Here is an 18,197-nt window from a genome sequence, read left to right on the forward strand (position 1 = left end):
ACGCGGCTCAACAATGAGCCGGATGAGAGGGGCTTATGTTGTTGTTGCGGCACTGTTTTAAAAGACTTCGGTTGACCCGAAGCGGAACATCTCCTGCTGTGCAGCAATCCTGTCGGCGATCAAAGATTCTATCCAGCGGGTGTCGTATTTGATTTGGGCCTAATATGCGCCGTCAACTAAGCAGACGTGGGGCATAACCGAATCAACCAAAGGATTTTTGGATGACACTCCACTACGCGTCCGGTGGATCAGCCGCCGAGATCGCAACCGCCGGATTCAATCTGGCTGATGTTCAGTACGTTTCGCAAGTCAATGCCTTGCCGGATGGCATGAAAGGCTTGGTTTATCTCGGTGAGCACGACGGAGTAACTTCGTCTTTCATTGATAAAGTCACTCCCTTCATAGGTAATCCAAATGTGTTCGGGTTTTACCTTAGCGACGAGCCTGATCCGACAGGCAAGTGGGGCAGCTACGCAACCGCTGCAAATCTAAAGGCGGAATCCGACTGGATTCATTCTCATGTTCCCGGCGCCAAGACCTTCATCACGATGATGAACTTGGGCACGGATGGCTCCCCGAGCTACATGAACCCGAACGACCCGGCCCACGCCGCTTACAATCCGGCGAATACGGGCATCGATTTCTACGGTATCGGCTATTACCCCATCAACAACACTTCGGCTCCCGACTACACCCATATCGACAAGATGGTTGCGGCTGCCGGTGAAGCGGGCATCCCGATTGACAAGATCGTCCCGCTTTACCAGGCGTTCGGTGGTGGCAACTGGGAAACCAGCGCTGGCGGCAAGTTTGTCATGCCCACCGCTGCCCAGGAGCAGGCCATGATTGATCGTTGGGCCGCACTGGTTCCGTCGCCGGCCTTTGACTATACCTATAAATGGGGAACGCAGAATGGCGACACCGCGCTTGAAAGCGCCTCGGAACTGAAAGCCTTTTTCCTCCAGCACAATCTCGAGGGCACCCATGCCCCGGTCTCGCCCCCGGTTAGTGATCCTGTCACGCCCCCGGTCAGTGATCCGGTCGGCACACCGACCACACCTCCTACTCACGTCGGCACCCCTGCTCCCACCGGGCCGGCCCCGTCGGGCAGCGATCATGTCTTCCATGGCACGCGCGGCGCAGACGTTTTCCACGCAACCGGGGGCAATGACAAATATCTCGTCAACAATGCTCATGACAAGGTCATGGAAGCGCCAAACGGGGGCTTCGACAAGGTCGCGGCCTCGGTGAGTTACGCTCTTACGGCGGGATCACATGTCGAGCAGCTCTCCACCGCCAATTCCGGTGGCAGGGCGTCCATTAACCTGACCGGCAACGAATTCGGTCAAGCCATCTATGGAAATGGCGGTGCCAACAAGATCAATGGCGGCGGTGGCGCCGACAAGATGACCGGCTATGGCGGCAATGACACCTATTACGTCGACAATGCCCACGACAAGGTGGTGGAGCAGGGAGGAAGCGGCCTCGACAAGGTTCTTGCCTCGGTGAGCTTCGCTCTTTCGGCTGGCTCGCACATCGAGCAACTCGCAACCACCAAGACGTCCGGCAAGGCCGCCATCAATCTGACCGGCAACGAATTCGGACAGACCATTCAAGGCAATGCCGGTAACAACAAGATCGACGGTGGCGGCGGAGCCGATACGTTGACCGGGCACGGGGGCAGAGATGCCTTCGTGTTCAGTACCGCCCTTGGCGCTGGAAACGTCGACAGGATCACTGATTTCAACAAAGCCCAGGACAAGATCCACCTCGACCATTCCATCTTTGCCGGTCTCGATCAGGGGGGCCTCTCGTCGGACGCTTTCTTTGCCGGCAAAGCGGCGCATGACAGTTCCGATCACATTATCTACAACAGTTCGACCGGAGCTCTTTCTTTCGACAGCGACGGCGTCGGAGGCGCAAACCAGATCCATTTCGCGAGCCTCTCTCCGCATCTGTCGATTACCGCATCGTCTTTCCTGGTCACCTGACGCTCCAGCGACGAATGCCTTAAAGGTCGGCGAGGTCTTGGTGCCTCGCCGACAGTCGTTTGGGCCGAGCGTCCGAACTTCGCGCCCATCAGCGAGCCGCGGAGTTCAGGTCCGCCACGCCTTACTCCAGCCACTCATCGTACCCACTTCAGGCAATGCCGTGGGGGCGTCCCGGTGAGACTGCGTCGGCAAGACAGGAGGGACATTAGCGCTCCCCCACCGCGAGGGAATCTCGCCTCACTGGTCCTACCCCTTTCCAAACATCATGGTGTCATTCAAACGGACGAGGACAGGAACCCGGCCTCCCCATAGCGTGCACTCGGGCGGGATGCGCTCATAGGTGATGAAACCGGGCCGTGGCAGCATCGAGAGCGTCAGTTACTCGATTGCCCGCCGTGTGCGCTGGGGAGAGGCAGATGAACCCACATCTGGTCTGCGTGGGAGGCGAGGATCACGCCTTGAGAGTTCCCTTCCTCATCGCGCTGCGAGAGAAAGGCTTTCGCGTTACGGCGGTCTCGAGCGGTTCTCCCGTACCGTTTTTAAGGCATGACATTTCGCATCACAGGTTCTCCTTCGACCGGTTTGCATCTGGCGGCGGGGAATGGCGTGCTCTCGGAACGATGCGCCGATTGATGCGGGAGCTTCGGCCCGACATCATCCAGAGTTTCGACACCAAGCCAAATCTGTTGACGCCCCTTTCCATGCGGGGAACAGTTCCGGTTATTCGCACCATCAACGGGCTGGGCTGGACGTTCTCATCTCTGGCGCCTCGCGCTTTGGCCCTGCGTCCGGTCTATTGCGCGCTGCAATGGCTCGCGTCTTCGTGGACGGCGGCGACCGTTTTCCAAAATCGTGATGACCAACTGTTCTTCGAGCGCTTTCGGCTGACCGGTCGCGGAAGCTCGCGACTGATACGCAGTTCCGGAATCGATGTCGATGCGTTCGCAACGGTGCGCCATCTCGGGTCCTCGGCAACGAAGATGCGTAGGGAACTCGGCCTCCAGTCCGCCGAAGTGGTGATCTTTGTCGGCCGCTTGACCCGTCAGAAGGGTGTGGGAACCCTCCTCGAGGCGGTTCCTCGCGTCGTGGCCGAAAGACCAGCAGCACGATTTGTGCTTGTCGGCCCGCGAGAATCCGAAGGCTCATTCGCAATCGACAAGTCCGAGATCGACCGGCACGCATCTCATGTGCTGGCCTTGGGTCCACGACGCGATGTCGCTGATCTCCTCGGCATGGCCGATGTATTCGCCTTTCCCACCCAGTATCGCGAAGGAGTACCGCGTGTGTTGCTGGAAGCGGGGCTTTCGGGACTGCCAATCGTGGCTTCCAGGATGCCAGGCTGCAGAGACGTCGTCGAAGACGGGTGGAATGGCTACCTGGTTGCACCGCATGACGCCGATGCCCTTGCCTCGCGAACAATAGACTTGCTGTCCGACCGCGCTGGGGCAAAGGCAATGGGCGTCCGTTCCGCTGAACTTGTGCGGGAGCGATTTGCCCTGCCGTTGGTGGTCGATCAGTACTGCGACCTGTACGAAAACACACTCCGCGCGGGGCTTCCGCGACCGCTCCCTGCTGTCGCGCTTGAGGGCAGCCTCGCAGATCACCGGGGCGGAGCACGTCAATGATCCGGGACGCCTTGCTCGCCCTGGGAGTTGCGATGTCCTACGCGACGCAACTGGCCGTTCCGGGATTGCCGCTCGGCTATGGCGAATTGTTCATCGCGATCTGGATCGTTCTGGCGATTGGACGAATATTCGCCGGGGGTCGTCTCCAGGTCACACCCGCTTTTGTCCAACTGGCGAGCTTCTGGCTGATCTTGTCGCTGGCTTTGGGAATCGGCACGATCGTCGGCTACCTGACCACCGTCCTTTACTTGACCGGGCTGGTACATGACCTGATGGCCTACATGCTGCTGGCCGGCTTCACATGCCTGGCGGCCGCGGAGCCCGACGCCGATCGTCACCTTCGCCGCAGTGCCTGGTGGGTGATCGCCATCGCCAATGGAAGCTTCGTAATTCAGCTGGGATTGGCATTTGGGGTAGCCCACCAGCCCGGCGTCGACCCCTGGTTCTGGGACAGATTCCGGGGCTGGTCCGAGAACCCGAACCAACTTGCGCTCTATTGCGCGCTTTTTGGCCCCCTGGCTTTGCACCTTGCCACGACCACCCGCAACCCATGGCGCCGTTTGCTCGCATTCTCCAGCCTGATCCTGACCTTTTATGTCGGCCGGCTGACGAAGAGCGACACCTATCTCTACACCAGTATCCTGAGCTGCCTCGTCTTTCTCGGATTGCGGCTTCGTGCATGGATCGCAACAAGCGGTCGCGCCAGCCTGCCCCGCTTGGCAGCAATTGTGCTGTTGGCGGGTTCCTTGCCTTTAGCGCTGGCGATGACGCCCTACGCGCTCACCGAAGAGGCCAGCGTCGCCCATTTTGCCAAGAGCCTTACCAAGGACCAGGGTGGGGAAGCGACACTCGAAACGTTCGAACTCCGGCTCTATCTGTGGCAGGACGCGGTGGAAACGGGGTTGAAATCCGGGTCGCTGGGATTGGGCCCTGGGCCTCACCTCGAGCGCCCGCCCGTCGCCGACCGTCAATTTCTGCAGCGACCTTTCGAGGCCCATAATACCGTTCTTGACCTTTACCTGCAGGGCGGATTGCTTGCGGTGATGGCATTGGTCTGGATCGTGGGAGCCGCAATGTCGCTTGCCTGGCGAGCGGGATTCGACGCGCTGCTGGTGCTCGGTGCGTCGACGATAATCTTCAGCATGCCTCACCTGATCATCCGCCATCCGATCGTGTGGTTTTCGCTGGCTTTCTGCCTCGTTGCCGGAAATCCGACCGCACTTCGGCGGCAACTTGCCGAGCCCAGGGTGCCCTAAATGTGTGGGATCGCCGGAATTCTATTGGCTTCCGATGCCACAGACATAAAGCCGCTCCAAGCGATCGGGCGGATGACCGCATCGCTGCGTCACCGGGGCCCGGATGGCGAAGGGCTCTGGGCCGATCGCGAGGCTGGAATCGCATTGGGCCACAGGCGATTGGCAATTGTCGACCTGTCAGCCGCCGGGCACCAGCCGATGCATTCTGCCAGCGGCCGATACGTGATCACCTTCAACGGTGAGATATACAATTTTCGCGATTTACGTCGCGAACTTGAGGGTGCGGGCCAAACCTTTCAAGGCGCCAGCGACACCGAAGTGATGCTCAGCGCAATCGAGCATTGGGGGCTTGAAACCGCCCTCAAACGCTTTGCCGGAATGTTCGTGTTCGCATTGTGGGATCTGAAGACAAGAAGCCTTTATCTGGCCCGTGACAGGATGGGCAAAAAGCCCCTCTATGTTGCTTCGACCCGAGACGCATTGGTCTTCGCCTCTGAGCTGAAGGCGATCAACACCTTTCCGGGCTTCTCTCCCGACCTTGATCTTGATGCCGCGGCGGCAATGCTTTCAACGGGATGGGTGCCGGACCATCTCTGTATCTGGCGAGGCGTGTTCAAACTGCCGCCTGGTTCCGTCCTTTCCGTCACCGCGGCGAATTGTGCCGAAGACCGCAGCGCGGACCGTCTTTCGCAACGCGTTCACCGCTGGTGGTCACTGGCTGACGTTGCAGCCGATGGGCGACGGAACCCCGCTACCGGCACCGACGAAGATCTGGTTGACGAACTGGACAACCGGCTTCGGCTGGCCGTGCGGGAACGCATGATGGCCGACGTCCCTCTGGGTGGCTTCCTGTCGGGCGGGATCGACAGCTCAGCCGTGATCGCCCTGATGCAGGCTCAATCCTGCAAGCCGGTTCGCAGTTTCACGATCTCGTTCGCAGAGGGCGGCTTTGATGAAGCTCCATACGCAGCGGCCGTTGCCCGTCATCTGGGCACCGACCACTCCGAACTTCACCTCTCGCCCAGCGCCGCACGTGACGTCATTCCCGAGTTGCCGCAGGTCTGGGATGAACCCTTCGCCGATGAATCGCAGATACCGACCTTGCTCGTTGCCAGGCTCGCCCGTCAGCACGTCACCGTAGCGCTGTCGGGCGACGGCGGTGACGAATGCTTCGCAGGATACGGCCGCCACTTCATGGCGGAGCGGTTGAAACGACACCTGCGCCTGCCCCGACAACTGCGCCGAACCTTGGCGGCAGGGGCAGGTTTTTTCGCACGCGCCGGACGCGACGATGTCATCGGCAAACTGCCACTCTCTGCGAGCGCGAGGCATTTTATCCGGAGCGACCGGATGGAACGTCTCGCCCGGCTGCTCACGGCATCGAATGAAGACGAATTGTTTCAGCGGCTGGCGCGGCCACAGGCTGAAAACCTGGGACGTCAGCGGCCCACCGAACCAATCTACGGCCACGGCGGTCCGCCGCTTGACGACCTGCTCTCCCGTCTTCTGTGCGATGACATGGCGGGGTACTTGCCTGGCGATATCTTGGTGAAGCTGGACCGTGCCACTATGGCCAACAGCCTTGAGGGCCGGTGTCCTCTGCTTGACCACCGCGTTGTCGAATTCTCCTGGCGGCTGCCATCCAACATGAAAGTTCGTGATGGCGCCGGCAAATGGATCCTTCGTCAATTGCTACGCCGCTATCTCCCGCAGCACCTGATCGAGCGTCCGAAACAGGGCTTCGATGTTCCTATCGCAGCATGGCTGCGGGGTCCGCTGCGCAACTGGGCCAGCGATCTTCTCGCCGACATGCGAGCAGAAAGCAGTGACGTATTGGACGCTGCGAAGATCGACGCCTGCTGGCGCGATCACATTGATGGCCAGAACCGCTCGCGCGAATTGTGGTCCGCATTGATGTTCCAGGCCTGGCGGAGCCGAGCCAACCGGCAAGCACAGGAAACCGGCCCAATTCATGAACCCGATCTGGCAGGAGTATAAAATGGTAGGTTCCGCAATCAGCCCGATCCAGCTGCCACGGATCAATCAACCACCAGCACCGGTTCTCGAAGGCAGAGTGCACGTGCGGTCATTGCGCGAATATGTCGAGCCGGCCACCGCGTCGCACCAACTCTTCGTGATTCTGGCAAGGCGAAAATGGTCTATTGTTGCCTTCGCTGTGTTGGGCGGGCTGCTGGCGGGGTTGCTGGGAAGTCTTCGCCCGGTTCTCTACGAAGCAACTACTCAGCTTATCATCGACGCCCCATCGCGCGGTTCACTGCCCGTCGGCGCCCCGTCTTCGCAGGACCTCGTCGATTCAAGCATAGATGACCACATCACGATGCTATCGTCGCAAGACCATCTGCGCCGCGTCATGGCGGCACTGCGCAAGACAGGTGCGGCTGAAACCGGACAGGACAATTCCGCTAGCGGGAATTCCCGGCTTGAGCCGTCTGCCATCCCTCCCCCGAGGACACGCTCGCTTGCCGGTGGTCTACTGGACCGACTGTGGCCAGGAGCGGACAAAACAATCAGCGATTCACAGGCCGAGGATGCCTCTGAATTGAGAGCCTTGCGGCAAGGAATGCGGGTCGGGCAGGAGCTGCGATCGAGAGTAGTCTCCGTCGCTTTCGCCGATGACAGTCCCGCGCGGGCGGCGCTCGTGGCCAACACATTCGCTCAGGTCTATGTCGACAATCTGATAAGGAGAAGGCAGGCATCCGACCAGCAAGAACTCGATGCGATCACCACCAGCCTGCCCAGGCTGCAAAACGATCTGCAGGCAGCGGCCGACCGCCTTGAGAAATATCGGTTGAGCCACGGAGCCATCGACCAAGGCTCGGCGGACAATGCAGCCAGGGAACGGGCCGACCTCAGCCAGCAATTGTCGATGTCAAACGCAGATCTCGCCGCTGTGGAAACTCGGCTGCGACATGTTCAGGAGCTTCGAGCGCAGGGGGCTTCTTTCGTCTCCGTGGCCGAAGCCATTGGCGGGCCTGAACTTGCCGATCTTGCGGCTCGACAGGCTCGCGCGCCTGCGGACCAAGAACTCAGAAACCTGACCGAAAGCAAGGTCGAACAAGGCATCGACAAGATTGCTGCGGACGCAAACATTTTCCGTGCCCAGATCGCCACTCTTGAGAGCCGGAAGGCCATTTTGGATGCGGTCATGGCCGACACCGCCAGCCGGCTTTCCGGGTTGCGGGTTCTCGAGCCGCAGGTCAGTTTGCTGACCCAGCGATACAACGAACTTCTTGGCCGGCAACAGGATTTGACGCGGCGTATCGGAGTTCCCTCGGCTGGAATTTCCATCCTATCGGCGGCATGGCCGCCGACCATCCCGCAGACCTTGCCCGCCATCTTCCTTGTTCCGCCCGGGATGATTGTGTTCGCTATACTGGGCGCGATTTTCGTCACGATGCGCAATCACTTCGATCGGACTTTCCGCGGTGAGACCGAGGCGGAAGCGGTGCTCAAGGTTCCATGTATGGGGCAGATTCCCGAAGCAGGCAGGGTGCATGCCAAACGACTGCGAACCCTTGTCCTGGGCGAGCGCAGCTCCGCCTATAGCCGCGCCGTGACGTCGTTGCTGATTGCTGCGGCGCCCAATGCGCTGAGGGCTCGTTCGTCGTACACGGCGCTTGTCACCTCCAGCGTCCCGGAGGATGGGGGGACCGAGCTCGCATGGAGTCTGGCGCTGGCCGGCACGCGGATGGGCGGTCGTGTTCTCTTGATCGATCTTGAACGCAAGGGCGTTCAACTCACGCTCGAGTTCCTGCATCAGTTCAGCGAGCGCAAGAGCCGCCATTCCTTCGCTGATTATGTCTGCAATCGCAGCAACCTGGAAAACGCCGTGGCCAGTCTGCATGAAATCGGCATCGACGTGATGACCGCTGCTCCGTCGGACGATCTGCTGGCGGTGTTGTCCTGCGAGGATGGGGGCAAAGTGATGGCGGATCTGCACTTGACCTATCGCATCGTCATCATAAACCTGCCGTCGGCGCTCGGGCGGCCGGAAGCCAAATTTCTGGCTGGATGGGCTGATGCGGTGCTTTTTGCCGTCCGATGGAGGAAAACGCCACGTACCCTCGCTCGCGGGGTGCTGGAACTCCTTCAGGGCAACGGTTCTCTTGCGGTACCCGTCGGCAGCGTCCTCACGCAAGTGAACTTGAAAAAACATGCCGGATATCGGCTCGAGGATAGCGCCGACCTCTTGCGCGAGCAGATAGCATGACCAAGCATAGGCTCGTCCTTGGGCCGCGGACGATCCGGGGGCGGTTCATCCAGGGAGCGGCCCGGACGATTCAGGGTGCAGCCTGTCCGCAGAGCGCGTCATTCAGGTGAATGATGGCAACGTTCGGTGTGCATCGTAGGCTGCGGCAATCCCCGATATTTGCCTCCCTCGGAAGCGCGAACCGATGGCACTGAGCGACCTTCTGAGACCCAAGATGGTTCCCGCGGCCGACACAGCCATCATCGCTGTTCGGCCGAGCACGATCGGTTCGATCATTCGTGCAGCTGGTGAGGTGTCGGCGATGGCAATTGTCGGCCAACTCACCCTTCTTGCTGCGATTCCGGTCTTGGCGCGGCTCTATTCGCCTGCGGATTTCGGCATCTTTACGATTTATCTGTCGATTGTGAACATACTCGCCGGGGTCGCAGCATTGCGCTTCGAGGCGTCACTCTATGGGGTTAAGGGGAGCGCCCAGGCCTATGTGACGGTCAAGCTTATCCTTTTGGCTGTGTTCGTGACCACCGTCCTGGCCTTTTCGGCCGGACAGATGCTGTCGAACCTTGCTCCCAACCGCCTCGGCTCGCTTGCCTGGCTCATTCCGATCGGAATGGGAGGCGCAGGTCTGGTCGAAGCCATGAACTGCTGGAGCCTGCGTGCTGGGCTTTTGCGCGACTTTGCCCTTGGGCGGCTGATCCTGCCGGCGAGCATGGCTGCACTGCAATTGGTTTTCGGCATTGCCAACCTTGGCGGCGAAGCGATGATCCATGCCCATATTTTGAGCCAGTTCGTCTTTATCGGGTATATCGGTTATCGGGTGACGAGCTGGGAGGATTTGCGCGGCATCGCCCGGGCACCTTGGCGTGCGGTGTTCGAAAAGGCCCGGCGGGAATACAAATTTCCTCTGTTCGATATCCCCGCAACACTCGCGAGCATAGCGATCAACAATCTTCCGGCAGTTCTTGTCGGTGGGCTGTTCGGCACCGCATTTGCCGGATATTTGGGCGTGGCAACGCGCCTGGTTACCGGTCCAGTGACGCTGATCGCTTCACCGCTCAGCAATGTTTTTGTCGCCGAAGCAAACCAGAACAACAATCGTGGACACCTGCTTGGCGTGGCACGCGGGCTTCTCCTGCTGGCCGCCGGCTTTACCGCGGTGCCGATATTGCTGCTTGGACTCGCCGCGCCCTATGTGGTCGTTCCGCTCCTGGGCGAGCCTTGGATGCCCACCGCGGAAATCATGACCGCACTGGCGCTGATGGGCGCGGCACAAGCGTTGTCTACTCCGCTTAGCGACGTTCCCGCTCTGCTACGTCGGCAAGGAACAAGACTGGTCATCGACCTCGCACGAGCGGTTCTCGTGTTTGGCCCGCTGCTCGCCGGCGCCCAGGCGGGCTGGCAGCCAGTCACCGTCATCTATTTCATGGCCGCCGGCGGCGCGTCGGGTTTCGCTCTGAAAATGGCAGCATCGCTGTATTTGTTGACCCACGACCCCCAACCAGCAGGCGCTGCAACGTGCATCCAACATGAATGTCTCGAGGAAAAAACACCATGAATTCGTCGTCGGTTGACAATCTTCAAGCGGCAGTTGCGGTCACCCAGCATGACCGTGCCGATGTCTCATGGTCACGCCCTTTTATCTCTGTCGGGATACCAACCTTTCGCCGGCCCGATACGATCCGCAGGGCGATCGACAGCGTCCTGGGTCAGGATTACTCCGGTTGGGAGTTGGTCGTGAGCGACGACGAGGGACCGGAGGGCGAGACCTGGGCTATCGTGACCGACTATGCACGAAGCGAACCTCGCATCCGCATCATCGAGAACAGCCGAGGTCGCGGTCAGGTGGAGAACACCAACAACGCTATGCTGGCTTGCGCTGGACGGTGGATCAAGTTGCTGCACGACGATGACTGGCTTGCGCCAGGTGCACTCAGGACATTCGCCGAAGTTGCCAAACAGCACCCGTCGGTTGCCTTCATGACGTCAGCCGCAAACATAATCGAGGACAAGCGAGTGAGATTTCGCCAAGTCCCCAAGGAGCAGGAAGCGATCTCCCTTTATTCCAGCCAGCAGTGCCTGATGGACCTCTATCTGGTGCGCGCGACACGCTGCCTGGGGATCATTCCATCCACATTGTTGATCAACAGCGACGTCATTCGTGCCGGCTGCTTGATGCGCACGCACAAAGAGATTCCGGCCGGAGTGGATCAACTGTTCTTCGTCGATCTAGCCAGCCATGGGGACATGGTGGCGATAAGCGATCCGCTTACCTTTTATGATGCAACGAGCCATCCAAGCATTACCACGTCAAAGAGTTTCCGCGAGGTCGACGAAGTGACCCTCGCCGTCAAGCAGCTTAACTGGAATCTCATCAAAGACCGCAACCATCTCCCGCCTCCCGAGACATTGCTGCGGGCGCTGCGGGTTGCTCGTATTCCCATGCGGTTCCACCAGCAGTCCTGGTTGACCACGTTCCTGGATGGGATACAGATCTTCCGGCCTTCGGTCATGAAGGTGGCGGGCTGGCACGTGCTTAATCACGTGTTTGCAATCCGCCCAAGATTGGGCCGGGTGCGCACGCGACGGCGGTAAGGTGAGGCTGGCCGACAAGCACATCAGCGACAGATTGCGCGCACAAGCCTGTTGTGCGCGCGCATGGTAAAGGCGTTTGCCTCACGGCAAAACGCATATGCGCCCAAGAAGAGCTACCAGTTCCGCCTGTCGCCGTGTTTCGGTCTTGGCGAACAGCGACGCCAGCTGCGACCTTATCGTGGTCCGGCTCAAGCGCCGCTTGCGGGCTATTTCCAAAGGGGCATCGCCCTGCGCCAAGCGCAGTGCGAGCTGCGTTTCGGCACTCGTCAGACCAAACATTCTTTGCAGCGTCTGGGGATTTGGCCCGGACCTGTTTTCACGATCCAGCAGCGCCACGATGCTTGTCGCGTCAGGCGTTGCTATGCCCTTCTCGTTCAATATCAGGGGCCTGTCGCCCATGCCTCGGATCACCACCCATGAAAGCGTGCCAGGAGAAAAATTGCCCGGCACGTTTGCGATCAGCCGTCTCAGCGCAGCAAATACCTTGCTGGCCGTATCGGCTGCCTCGCCTTCGCGCTCCAAGGTGTTTTGAGCGGCTGAATTCCACTCCATGACCTTCCTGTCGCTGTTCAGGATCAGGTAGCCACAACCGATGCGATCAAGCATTCTCACAACAGATGCAAGGCTGCTCTGCCGTGGCTCGACAGCAACGCTGTCGAACCGTTGTGGTGCTTGATGCCAAGCGGAAGCATGGTCACCTTGCGTTCTCAAGGCGGAGACAGGCTTTCCCCCGAAACTTCCATATTGGCGACCAAGAATTCCATCATCTTGCCTACCAACCAGTGCCATTTTCTTACCTCCCGCAAAACGGCAACGCCTCCCAGTCAAAAGGAGGTGCCTTAAACATGTCAGTCAGGTCGCTTGGAGAGTAGCGGTCCGATCCGCCCCCGACATCGGACAAAATGCGCGCTACAATCCCGGGGAACAATCCTGCGGTCGGACTAGTCTGTACGCTTTTCGGTCTAATCTCGACGGACTAGTCAGAAGGTTATAGTCTGGCACATGCGTTTGCATTCGCTCAGTTTGCATCCGAACAGCTCAGGCAAGTTGCTGACCCGCCTTGCCTCGATGTCGCTCCTGATAGCGACACTTGCAGTCGAGACAGCGCTGCCGACCTCTGTGGCATACGACATCGGCTTTTTTGAGTTTGTTCCCGCCATTATTGCCATCTCATATTTCGAAGATCGCATGATCGCTCTTGCGGCAACATTTGTGATGGTTGCCGTCGGCTTGTTGACGCGGGATGTCCTGCACCATCCAATCGATGTCGGCCTTTGGGTTCAAGCCATTCTGCTGCTGGTTGCAGGGGGGATGATCGCCCTGACTTTCCACCGGCAGAGGCAGGACTACCGCACCCTTTTGCAGGTTGCGGAGGCTAGACTCGCGGCCTTGGAAGCAACCGAAAACAGGTATCGCTGGGCATTCGAACGTGCCGCCATTGGCTTTGCCAACATGAATGAGAACGGAGAGTTGCAACGGTCCAACAAGCGTCTTGGTGAGATGACAGGGTATGTCGAGGAGGAGCTTTCAAGTCTGCCGCTCAGCGCACTCGTCCACCCCGACGACAACCACACCTTGGCGGAAGCGTTGACTCGCCTGAAAGACACGACTTCGTTTGGCTCGGAGATCCGTCTCCTGAGAAGAGACGGCACGATTTTGTGGACAAGATTGGCCCTGTCTTTGGCCGTGCCAGCCGATGCTCTCCCTCAAAGCATTTTTGTAGTGGTGGACGACATATCGGGAGAGCGAACCGCCCGCGAGGCACTCCGGGCTCAGAAGGAATGGTTGGACCTGGCGCTATCGTCAAGCCGGTTGGGAACATGGCGCATAGATTTCGAGAGCGGGTCCGTGAAGGGCTCAGCCGCGTTCTGGGAAATGATGGGGCTGGCACCCGCGCCGAGCCGTCCATTGCAGGAATTGACTGCGGTCGTTCACCCGGCCGACTTGCCTAATCTGATGGCCCCGGGAGAGCTTGCATCAGGCGCCGACTATGACGCTGAGATCCGCATCAGGCGAACTGGCGGACATATCCGCTGGATTGCTCTTCGGGGACGGGACGAATTGCGCGACGGTCGTGCACAGCGAATAGGAGTCGCCGCGGATCTCACCGATCGGCGCATAACCATTCTGCTGCGGGCTGCGGCGAAGAAGCGAGAGCGGGCTATGCTTGAACAGCGCCATAGGCTCAACAATCTGTTTCCGGTGATCACGGCGCTTGTGAATATGGTTGGTGCCCCCGACAATGATATCGCCAGCTATAAGCAGACACTGATCGAAAAGATCGGCGCACTCCAGGCGACGCATCTGCTTCTTTCACGCGATGGCAGCCTGTCGGCTTCCCTGCGTGACCTCATCGTTCAGGAATTGCAGCCCTATATGGGGACGCATGACATTTCGATCAGTGGACCCGAAATAAAAATGGCTGAGGGTTCGGCTGAGAGCTTCGCAATGATCGTTCACGAGCTTACGACCAATTCCGTGAAGCATGGGGCTCTCGGCACTCCGGCAGGACGGATCGAGGTCGTGTGGCAATTCGTGGCCCAGGAGCCCGGCGCCGACATAGTGTTTGAATGGTCGGAATCGGGAGAGCGCCGGGTCTCCACCTCGGCTCGGCGTGGTTTTGGGTCGTTGATTATCGGAGCCGGCGGTGAGCCTATCGTGGGCCACTCTTCCAAGCTTGAGATGCTGGATCACGGACTGAAATATTCGGTCCGGCTGCCGCCAAAAGCAATCGGCGCTAGTTGATGTCCCTGGCGGCCCATGTCTTCAGCAAAACCGCGGCTTCCGTTCGATTTCGTGCCCCAAGTTCGCGCAGGACGGCAGCCGCATGAATCTTCGTCGTCGCTTCTGCAATTTCAAGAGAGCGGGCAATCTCTTTGTTCGAGTAACCTTCAGCCATCAACCTGAGGACTTCCTTCTGTCTGGACGTAAGCCTGCCCAGATTGTTGACGCTGATGGTCCTGTGGGGCATTTGCGTGGGAGCCTCGGATGGAAGGCGCACCGACGCCTTGGACCTTTGTGAAAGAAGTGCCGGAACGTAAATGCGGCCAGCCAGGATTTCGTTCACCGCCAGGACCACCTCCTCGTCCGTTTGGGACTTTACGATATAGCCATGAAGTCCAATCGAGAGGGCAGTTAGAATCTCGGCGCGTGAATCGGTCCCTGAGACAATTGCAAACCGTGTGTCGGGATGAGCCGGTAAGACGTCGCGAAGGTCGTCCTGACCGGACAGTCCCGGCATGTTCAGGTCGATGATGGCGAGATCAACAGGCGCCTGATCTTCAAGCAAGCTTATGACGGTATCAAAACACGCCGCTTCGAATATTTCCAAGTCTGGAATGCCGGCCATCAAAGCCAGTCGCAGCCCACGACGATACAAGCCGTGATCATCGGCGATGATAATACGATACATGAACCACCCACCTTTTGGCAGCCCGCATGTGTCCCTAGCTGCCGAAACCTCCCTTTGGATGGACTGTACGGTGACCCAACACAGATCAGCCGCCCGCTGATCCCCCGTATGTCGACGCTCGCCGCCGCCCATCGGCACATTTCAACCTTCTAATATAGCTTACAATCGCACACATTTCAGGGCCAGATGTTGAAGTGTTTTTTTCGTACGAACGGTAGCGATGCCCTTCCGAGCAGGTCGTTGCCGGCGCCGGACATGTGAACAGTTCCCAGCTCTGATCGCCCTGCCGCCCCCATGCCCTGCCAACTGGAATATTGAATCAAAAGGCCGGGAAAGTGCCATTCAAATGCACGACGACGCCTTCTTAAGCGCCACTTACCATCGCTGCACTCCGGAGAGGCAAAACCAACACTGGCGTACCTTCCGGCCGGGTGGGTTGGACCCATCACACCGCGACAGTCGTATCAATAGGAGGACGAGATGAAAGCGGTCATTCAGTGCGGTGGAATGGGAACACGCCTTCGGCCTTTCACTTCCATATTGCCCAAGCCTCTCATGCCGATCGGTGCTCGACCGGTTCTTGAATTGCTTTTGAAGTGGCTGCGGCGGAACGGCATTCAGGAAGTCTACGTCACGACCGGCTATCTGGGGCACTTGATCCGCACCGTATGCGGGGACGGATCCCAGTGGAATCTAAGGATACGCTACACCCAGGAACTGGAACCTCTCGGCACCATTGGCCCGCTCTCCCTGATCAGGGAGGAACTGGACGAGCCGTTCATTGTTCTCAATGGGGACGTACTTACCGATCTCAGTCTCAGCCGGTTTGTGGCATCACACCGCACACACACGGATCCAGTCACCATAGCCACCGCATCCCGCGTCATCAAGATGGACTTCGGCGTCATCGACGAGGTCGACAATACCGTTCAAGTATTTCGTGAAAAACCGACGCTATCCCATCTGGTAAGCATGGGAATATATTGCATGAATCCAGACGTTTTTCGTTTTATACCTGACGGCATCGCCTTCGGATTCGACGATCTCATGCTGCAGATGATGCAAAACGGCACGAATGTGCACGTCTACAAACATGACGGGCTTTGGCTGGATATCGGACGCGTTGAAGATTTTCAAAACGCACAAACCATTGCCTGGGAAGAGCAGTCCGCATCGATCGAGGTCTCGGCAGCGGCCGCTTGAGGGCTGAACGCTCGACCACGCCAACATGAGGAGGTCGTAATGCTCTTGGTCAGCGCTCCTATTCTTGGCTTTCCGGAAAAGGCGGCCTTGGCCAAAGTTGTCGACAGTGGGTGGCTGACGATGGGGGACCAGGTACGAGCCTTTGAAGAGGCCTTCGCGGCCGTGCATGATGCGGTCGATTGCGTTGCCGTCAGCTCTTGCACCGCCGCCCTGCATCTCATTCTCCATGCACTTGGAATCGGTCCCGGAGACGAAGTTCTGGTTCCCTCGCTGACCTTCGTGGCGACCGCGAATGCAGTGCTCTACGTAGGAGCAACACCGGTATTCGTCGACATAGAGTCGGCCGAAGTGCCACTGATGTCCCTAAGCGACGCGGAAGCCAAGTGCACCGGACGCACCAAGGCCGTCATTCTCGTCCACTTTGCCGGCTACCTCGCCGACCGGGAAGAATGGCAGAGATTTGCCCGTGTGCGAGGACTGCATATCGTCGAGGATGCCGCGCATGCTCCCGGCCTTAAGGAGGTGGGGACTTATGGTGCGGCCGCGGCCTTTAGCTTCTACGGCAACAAGAACATGACCACCGCGGAAGGTGGGGCCGTAATCGCCCGGGATGCACAGCTCCGTGAAGCGATCCGCCAGGCTCGCGGACATGGGATGACCAGCGGCACACATCAGCGGCTGAACAGCCGCACGCCGCAATACGATGTGACGATGCTCGGTTTCAATTATCGCATGGATGAATTGCGCGCCGCTATTGGCTTGGTCCAGCTTCAGAACCTGCAGGAATGGAATGAAATCCGGCGCATATTGGTCGTCCTCTATCGACGTCTGATCGCAGACTATTGCTCGGCTGTGACAGTTCCGTTCTGCAAACCGCGGACCTCGGCCTATCACATCATGCCTGTCCTCCTGCCACATGACGTCGACCGGCAAACGGTGATCGACCATCTGCGAACGAAGGGAATACAGACCACAATCCACTATACGCCCGTGCACCAGATGACGCTCTATCGCCAAATGTTCACTGAAATCCATCTGCCGAAGACCGAGGATTTCGCGCAGCGGGAGTTGACGATTCCACTACACCCGCAAATTACGGCAAGTGCGATCGAGTCGGTGGTTGTTGCGTTGGCCACCGCGATTGAAAGCAGCGGGCGCGCGGGAGCCGCGGCATGAACGCACTCGACGTGACGATGCATCGGCCCGCCGTAGCTGGCACCAGCCATGGAATTGCCAGGCGCGCGATGGATATCATCCTCGCCGCAGCAGCGGGAATGGCACTCGCTCCGCTGATGCTACTGATTGCTGTTGCACTCTTTGTCGAGGGTGGTTGGCCCGTGCTTTTCGCACAGACGCGCCTGGGTGCCGGCGCAAAACCATTTCGCATGTACAAGTTCCGCAAATTCAAGACAACAGCTGATCCTTTCGGCCTTGCGCTGACCATGAACGATGACAGCCGCATGACGCGGATAGGCCGTTTTCTCGCGGCAACGAAACTTGATGAGTTGCCGCAACTGTGGAACGTTTTTACGGGAGACATGGCAATTGTCGGCCCGCGGCCGGAAAGCCTTGCCTTCGCCGATTGTTTCCGCGGCGGCAATGAAGCCGTCCTGCAGTGGAAGCCCGGCCTGCTCGGCCCGACCCAGGTTCTCTTCCGTCACGAAGCCTGTTTTTACCCGCCATCCCTTGATCCGCTCCTGTTTTATCGAGAGGTCCTGTTCCCGGCCAAGGCAACGATCGACCTCGCCTACTATCCGCGGCGCACGATTGCATCGGACCTCGTCTGGATAATGCGAGGCTTCAGGGCGGTTTTCGGCGTGTCCCTGCCTCCCGCGGCAAGTGGATAGAGTTGGAAAGTGAGGAGAGTTTGGCATGAATGGATCGTTGTTC

The 18,197-nt window shown here is 59.0% G+C and carries 13 protein-coding genes; 11 read left to right on the forward strand and 2 right to left on the reverse strand.

Annotated features, from left to right (window positions below; genetic code table 11):
- Positions 1-221: 221 nt before the first annotated feature.
- The 7 genes from RPF88_RS16320 to RPF88_RS16350 all read left to right on the forward strand — a co-directional run bounded on the left by RPF88_RS16320 (position 222) and on the right by RPF88_RS16350 (position 11,692).
- A complete protein-coding gene (locus RPF88_RS16320; RefSeq protein ID WP_063167496.1) occupies positions 222-1,991 on the forward strand; it encodes a calcium-binding protein in 1,770 nt (589 codons plus the stop codon).
- 416 nt (positions 1,992-2,407) lie between these two features.
- Positions 2,408-3,616 carry a glycosyltransferase family 4 protein gene (locus RPF88_RS16325; RefSeq protein ID WP_063167495.1) on the forward strand — a complete coding sequence of 403 codons (1,209 nt, stop codon included), beginning with the start codon at positions 2,408-2,410 and terminating at the stop codon, positions 3,614-3,616.
- Positions 3,613-4,872 carry an O-antigen ligase family protein gene (locus RPF88_RS16330; RefSeq protein ID WP_063167494.1) on the forward strand — a complete coding sequence of 420 codons (1,260 nt, stop codon included), beginning with the start codon at positions 3,613-3,615 and terminating at the stop codon, positions 4,870-4,872. The genes RPF88_RS16325 and RPF88_RS16330 overlap by 4 nt, the downstream gene beginning before the upstream one ends.
- Entirely contained in the window at positions 4,873-6,870 is a 1,998-nt protein-coding gene (asnB, locus tag RPF88_RS16335; RefSeq protein WP_063167493.1) for an asparagine synthase (glutamine-hydrolyzing), read from the forward strand.
- On the forward strand, positions 6,845-9,103 hold the full coding sequence (locus RPF88_RS16340) for a GumC family protein (RefSeq protein WP_244514268.1): 2,259 nt from the start codon (positions 6,845-6,847) through the stop codon (positions 9,101-9,103). The genes asnB and RPF88_RS16340 overlap by 26 nt, the downstream gene beginning before the upstream one ends.
- A 184-nt stretch (positions 9,104-9,287) precedes the next feature.
- Positions 9,288-10,655, forward strand: coding sequence for an oligosaccharide flippase family protein (locus RPF88_RS16345; RefSeq protein ID WP_013533110.1), 1,368 nt, complete (start codon positions 9,288-9,290; stop codon positions 10,653-10,655).
- On the forward strand, positions 10,652-11,692 hold the full coding sequence (locus RPF88_RS16350) for a glycosyltransferase family 2 protein (protein WP_337122678.1): 1,041 nt from the start codon (positions 10,652-10,654) through the stop codon (positions 11,690-11,692). Before RPF88_RS16345 ends, RPF88_RS16350 begins: the two co-directional genes overlap by 4 nt.
- 81 nt (positions 11,693-11,773) lie before the next feature.
- On the opposite strand, the gene RPF88_RS16355 is transcribed toward RPF88_RS16350, so the two are convergent.
- Positions 11,774-12,481, reverse strand: coding sequence for a helix-turn-helix transcriptional regulator (locus tag RPF88_RS16355; protein WP_024502429.1), 708 nt, complete (start codon positions 12,479-12,481; stop codon positions 11,774-11,776).
- Between the two features lie 213 nt (positions 12,482-12,694).
- Between RPF88_RS16355 and RPF88_RS16360 the strand changes: the two genes are divergently transcribed.
- On the forward strand, positions 12,695-14,437 hold the full coding sequence (locus tag RPF88_RS16360; protein WP_063167491.1) for a PAS domain-containing protein: 1,743 nt from the start codon (positions 12,695-12,697) through the stop codon (positions 14,435-14,437).
- Here RPF88_RS16360 and RPF88_RS16365 read toward each other — a convergent pair.
- Positions 14,430-15,104: a LuxR C-terminal-related transcriptional regulator gene (locus tag RPF88_RS16365; protein WP_063170174.1), complete on the reverse strand. Its 675-nt coding sequence runs from the start codon at positions 15,102-15,104 to the stop codon at positions 14,430-14,432. The genes RPF88_RS16360 and RPF88_RS16365 overlap by 8 nt on opposite strands.
- Positions 15,105-15,584: 480 nt before the next feature.
- Between RPF88_RS16365 and RPF88_RS16370 the strand changes: the two genes are divergently transcribed.
- The 3 genes from RPF88_RS16370 to RPF88_RS16380 are packed head-to-tail and all read left to right on the forward strand — an operon-like array spanning position 15,585 to position 18,154.
- A complete protein-coding gene (locus RPF88_RS16370) occupies positions 15,585-16,307 on the forward strand; it encodes a nucleotidyltransferase family protein (RefSeq protein WP_013533115.1) in 723 nt (240 codons plus the stop codon).
- Between the two features lie 39 nt (positions 16,308-16,346).
- On the forward strand, positions 16,347-17,483 hold the full coding sequence (locus tag RPF88_RS16375) for a DegT/DnrJ/EryC1/StrS family aminotransferase (RefSeq protein ID WP_013533116.1): 1,137 nt from the start codon (positions 16,347-16,349) through the stop codon (positions 17,481-17,483).
- Entirely contained in the window at positions 17,480-18,154 is a 675-nt protein-coding gene (locus tag RPF88_RS16380; RefSeq protein ID WP_013533117.1) for a sugar transferase, read from the forward strand. The genes RPF88_RS16375 and RPF88_RS16380 overlap by 4 nt, the downstream gene beginning before the upstream one ends.
- The last annotated feature ends 43 nt before the right edge of the window (positions 18,155-18,197 follow it).

This window comes from Mesorhizobium sp. ISC11 (assembly GCF_037162595.1).
Lineage (GTDB): Bacteria > Pseudomonadota > Alphaproteobacteria > Rhizobiales > Rhizobiaceae > Mesorhizobium > Mesorhizobium ciceri.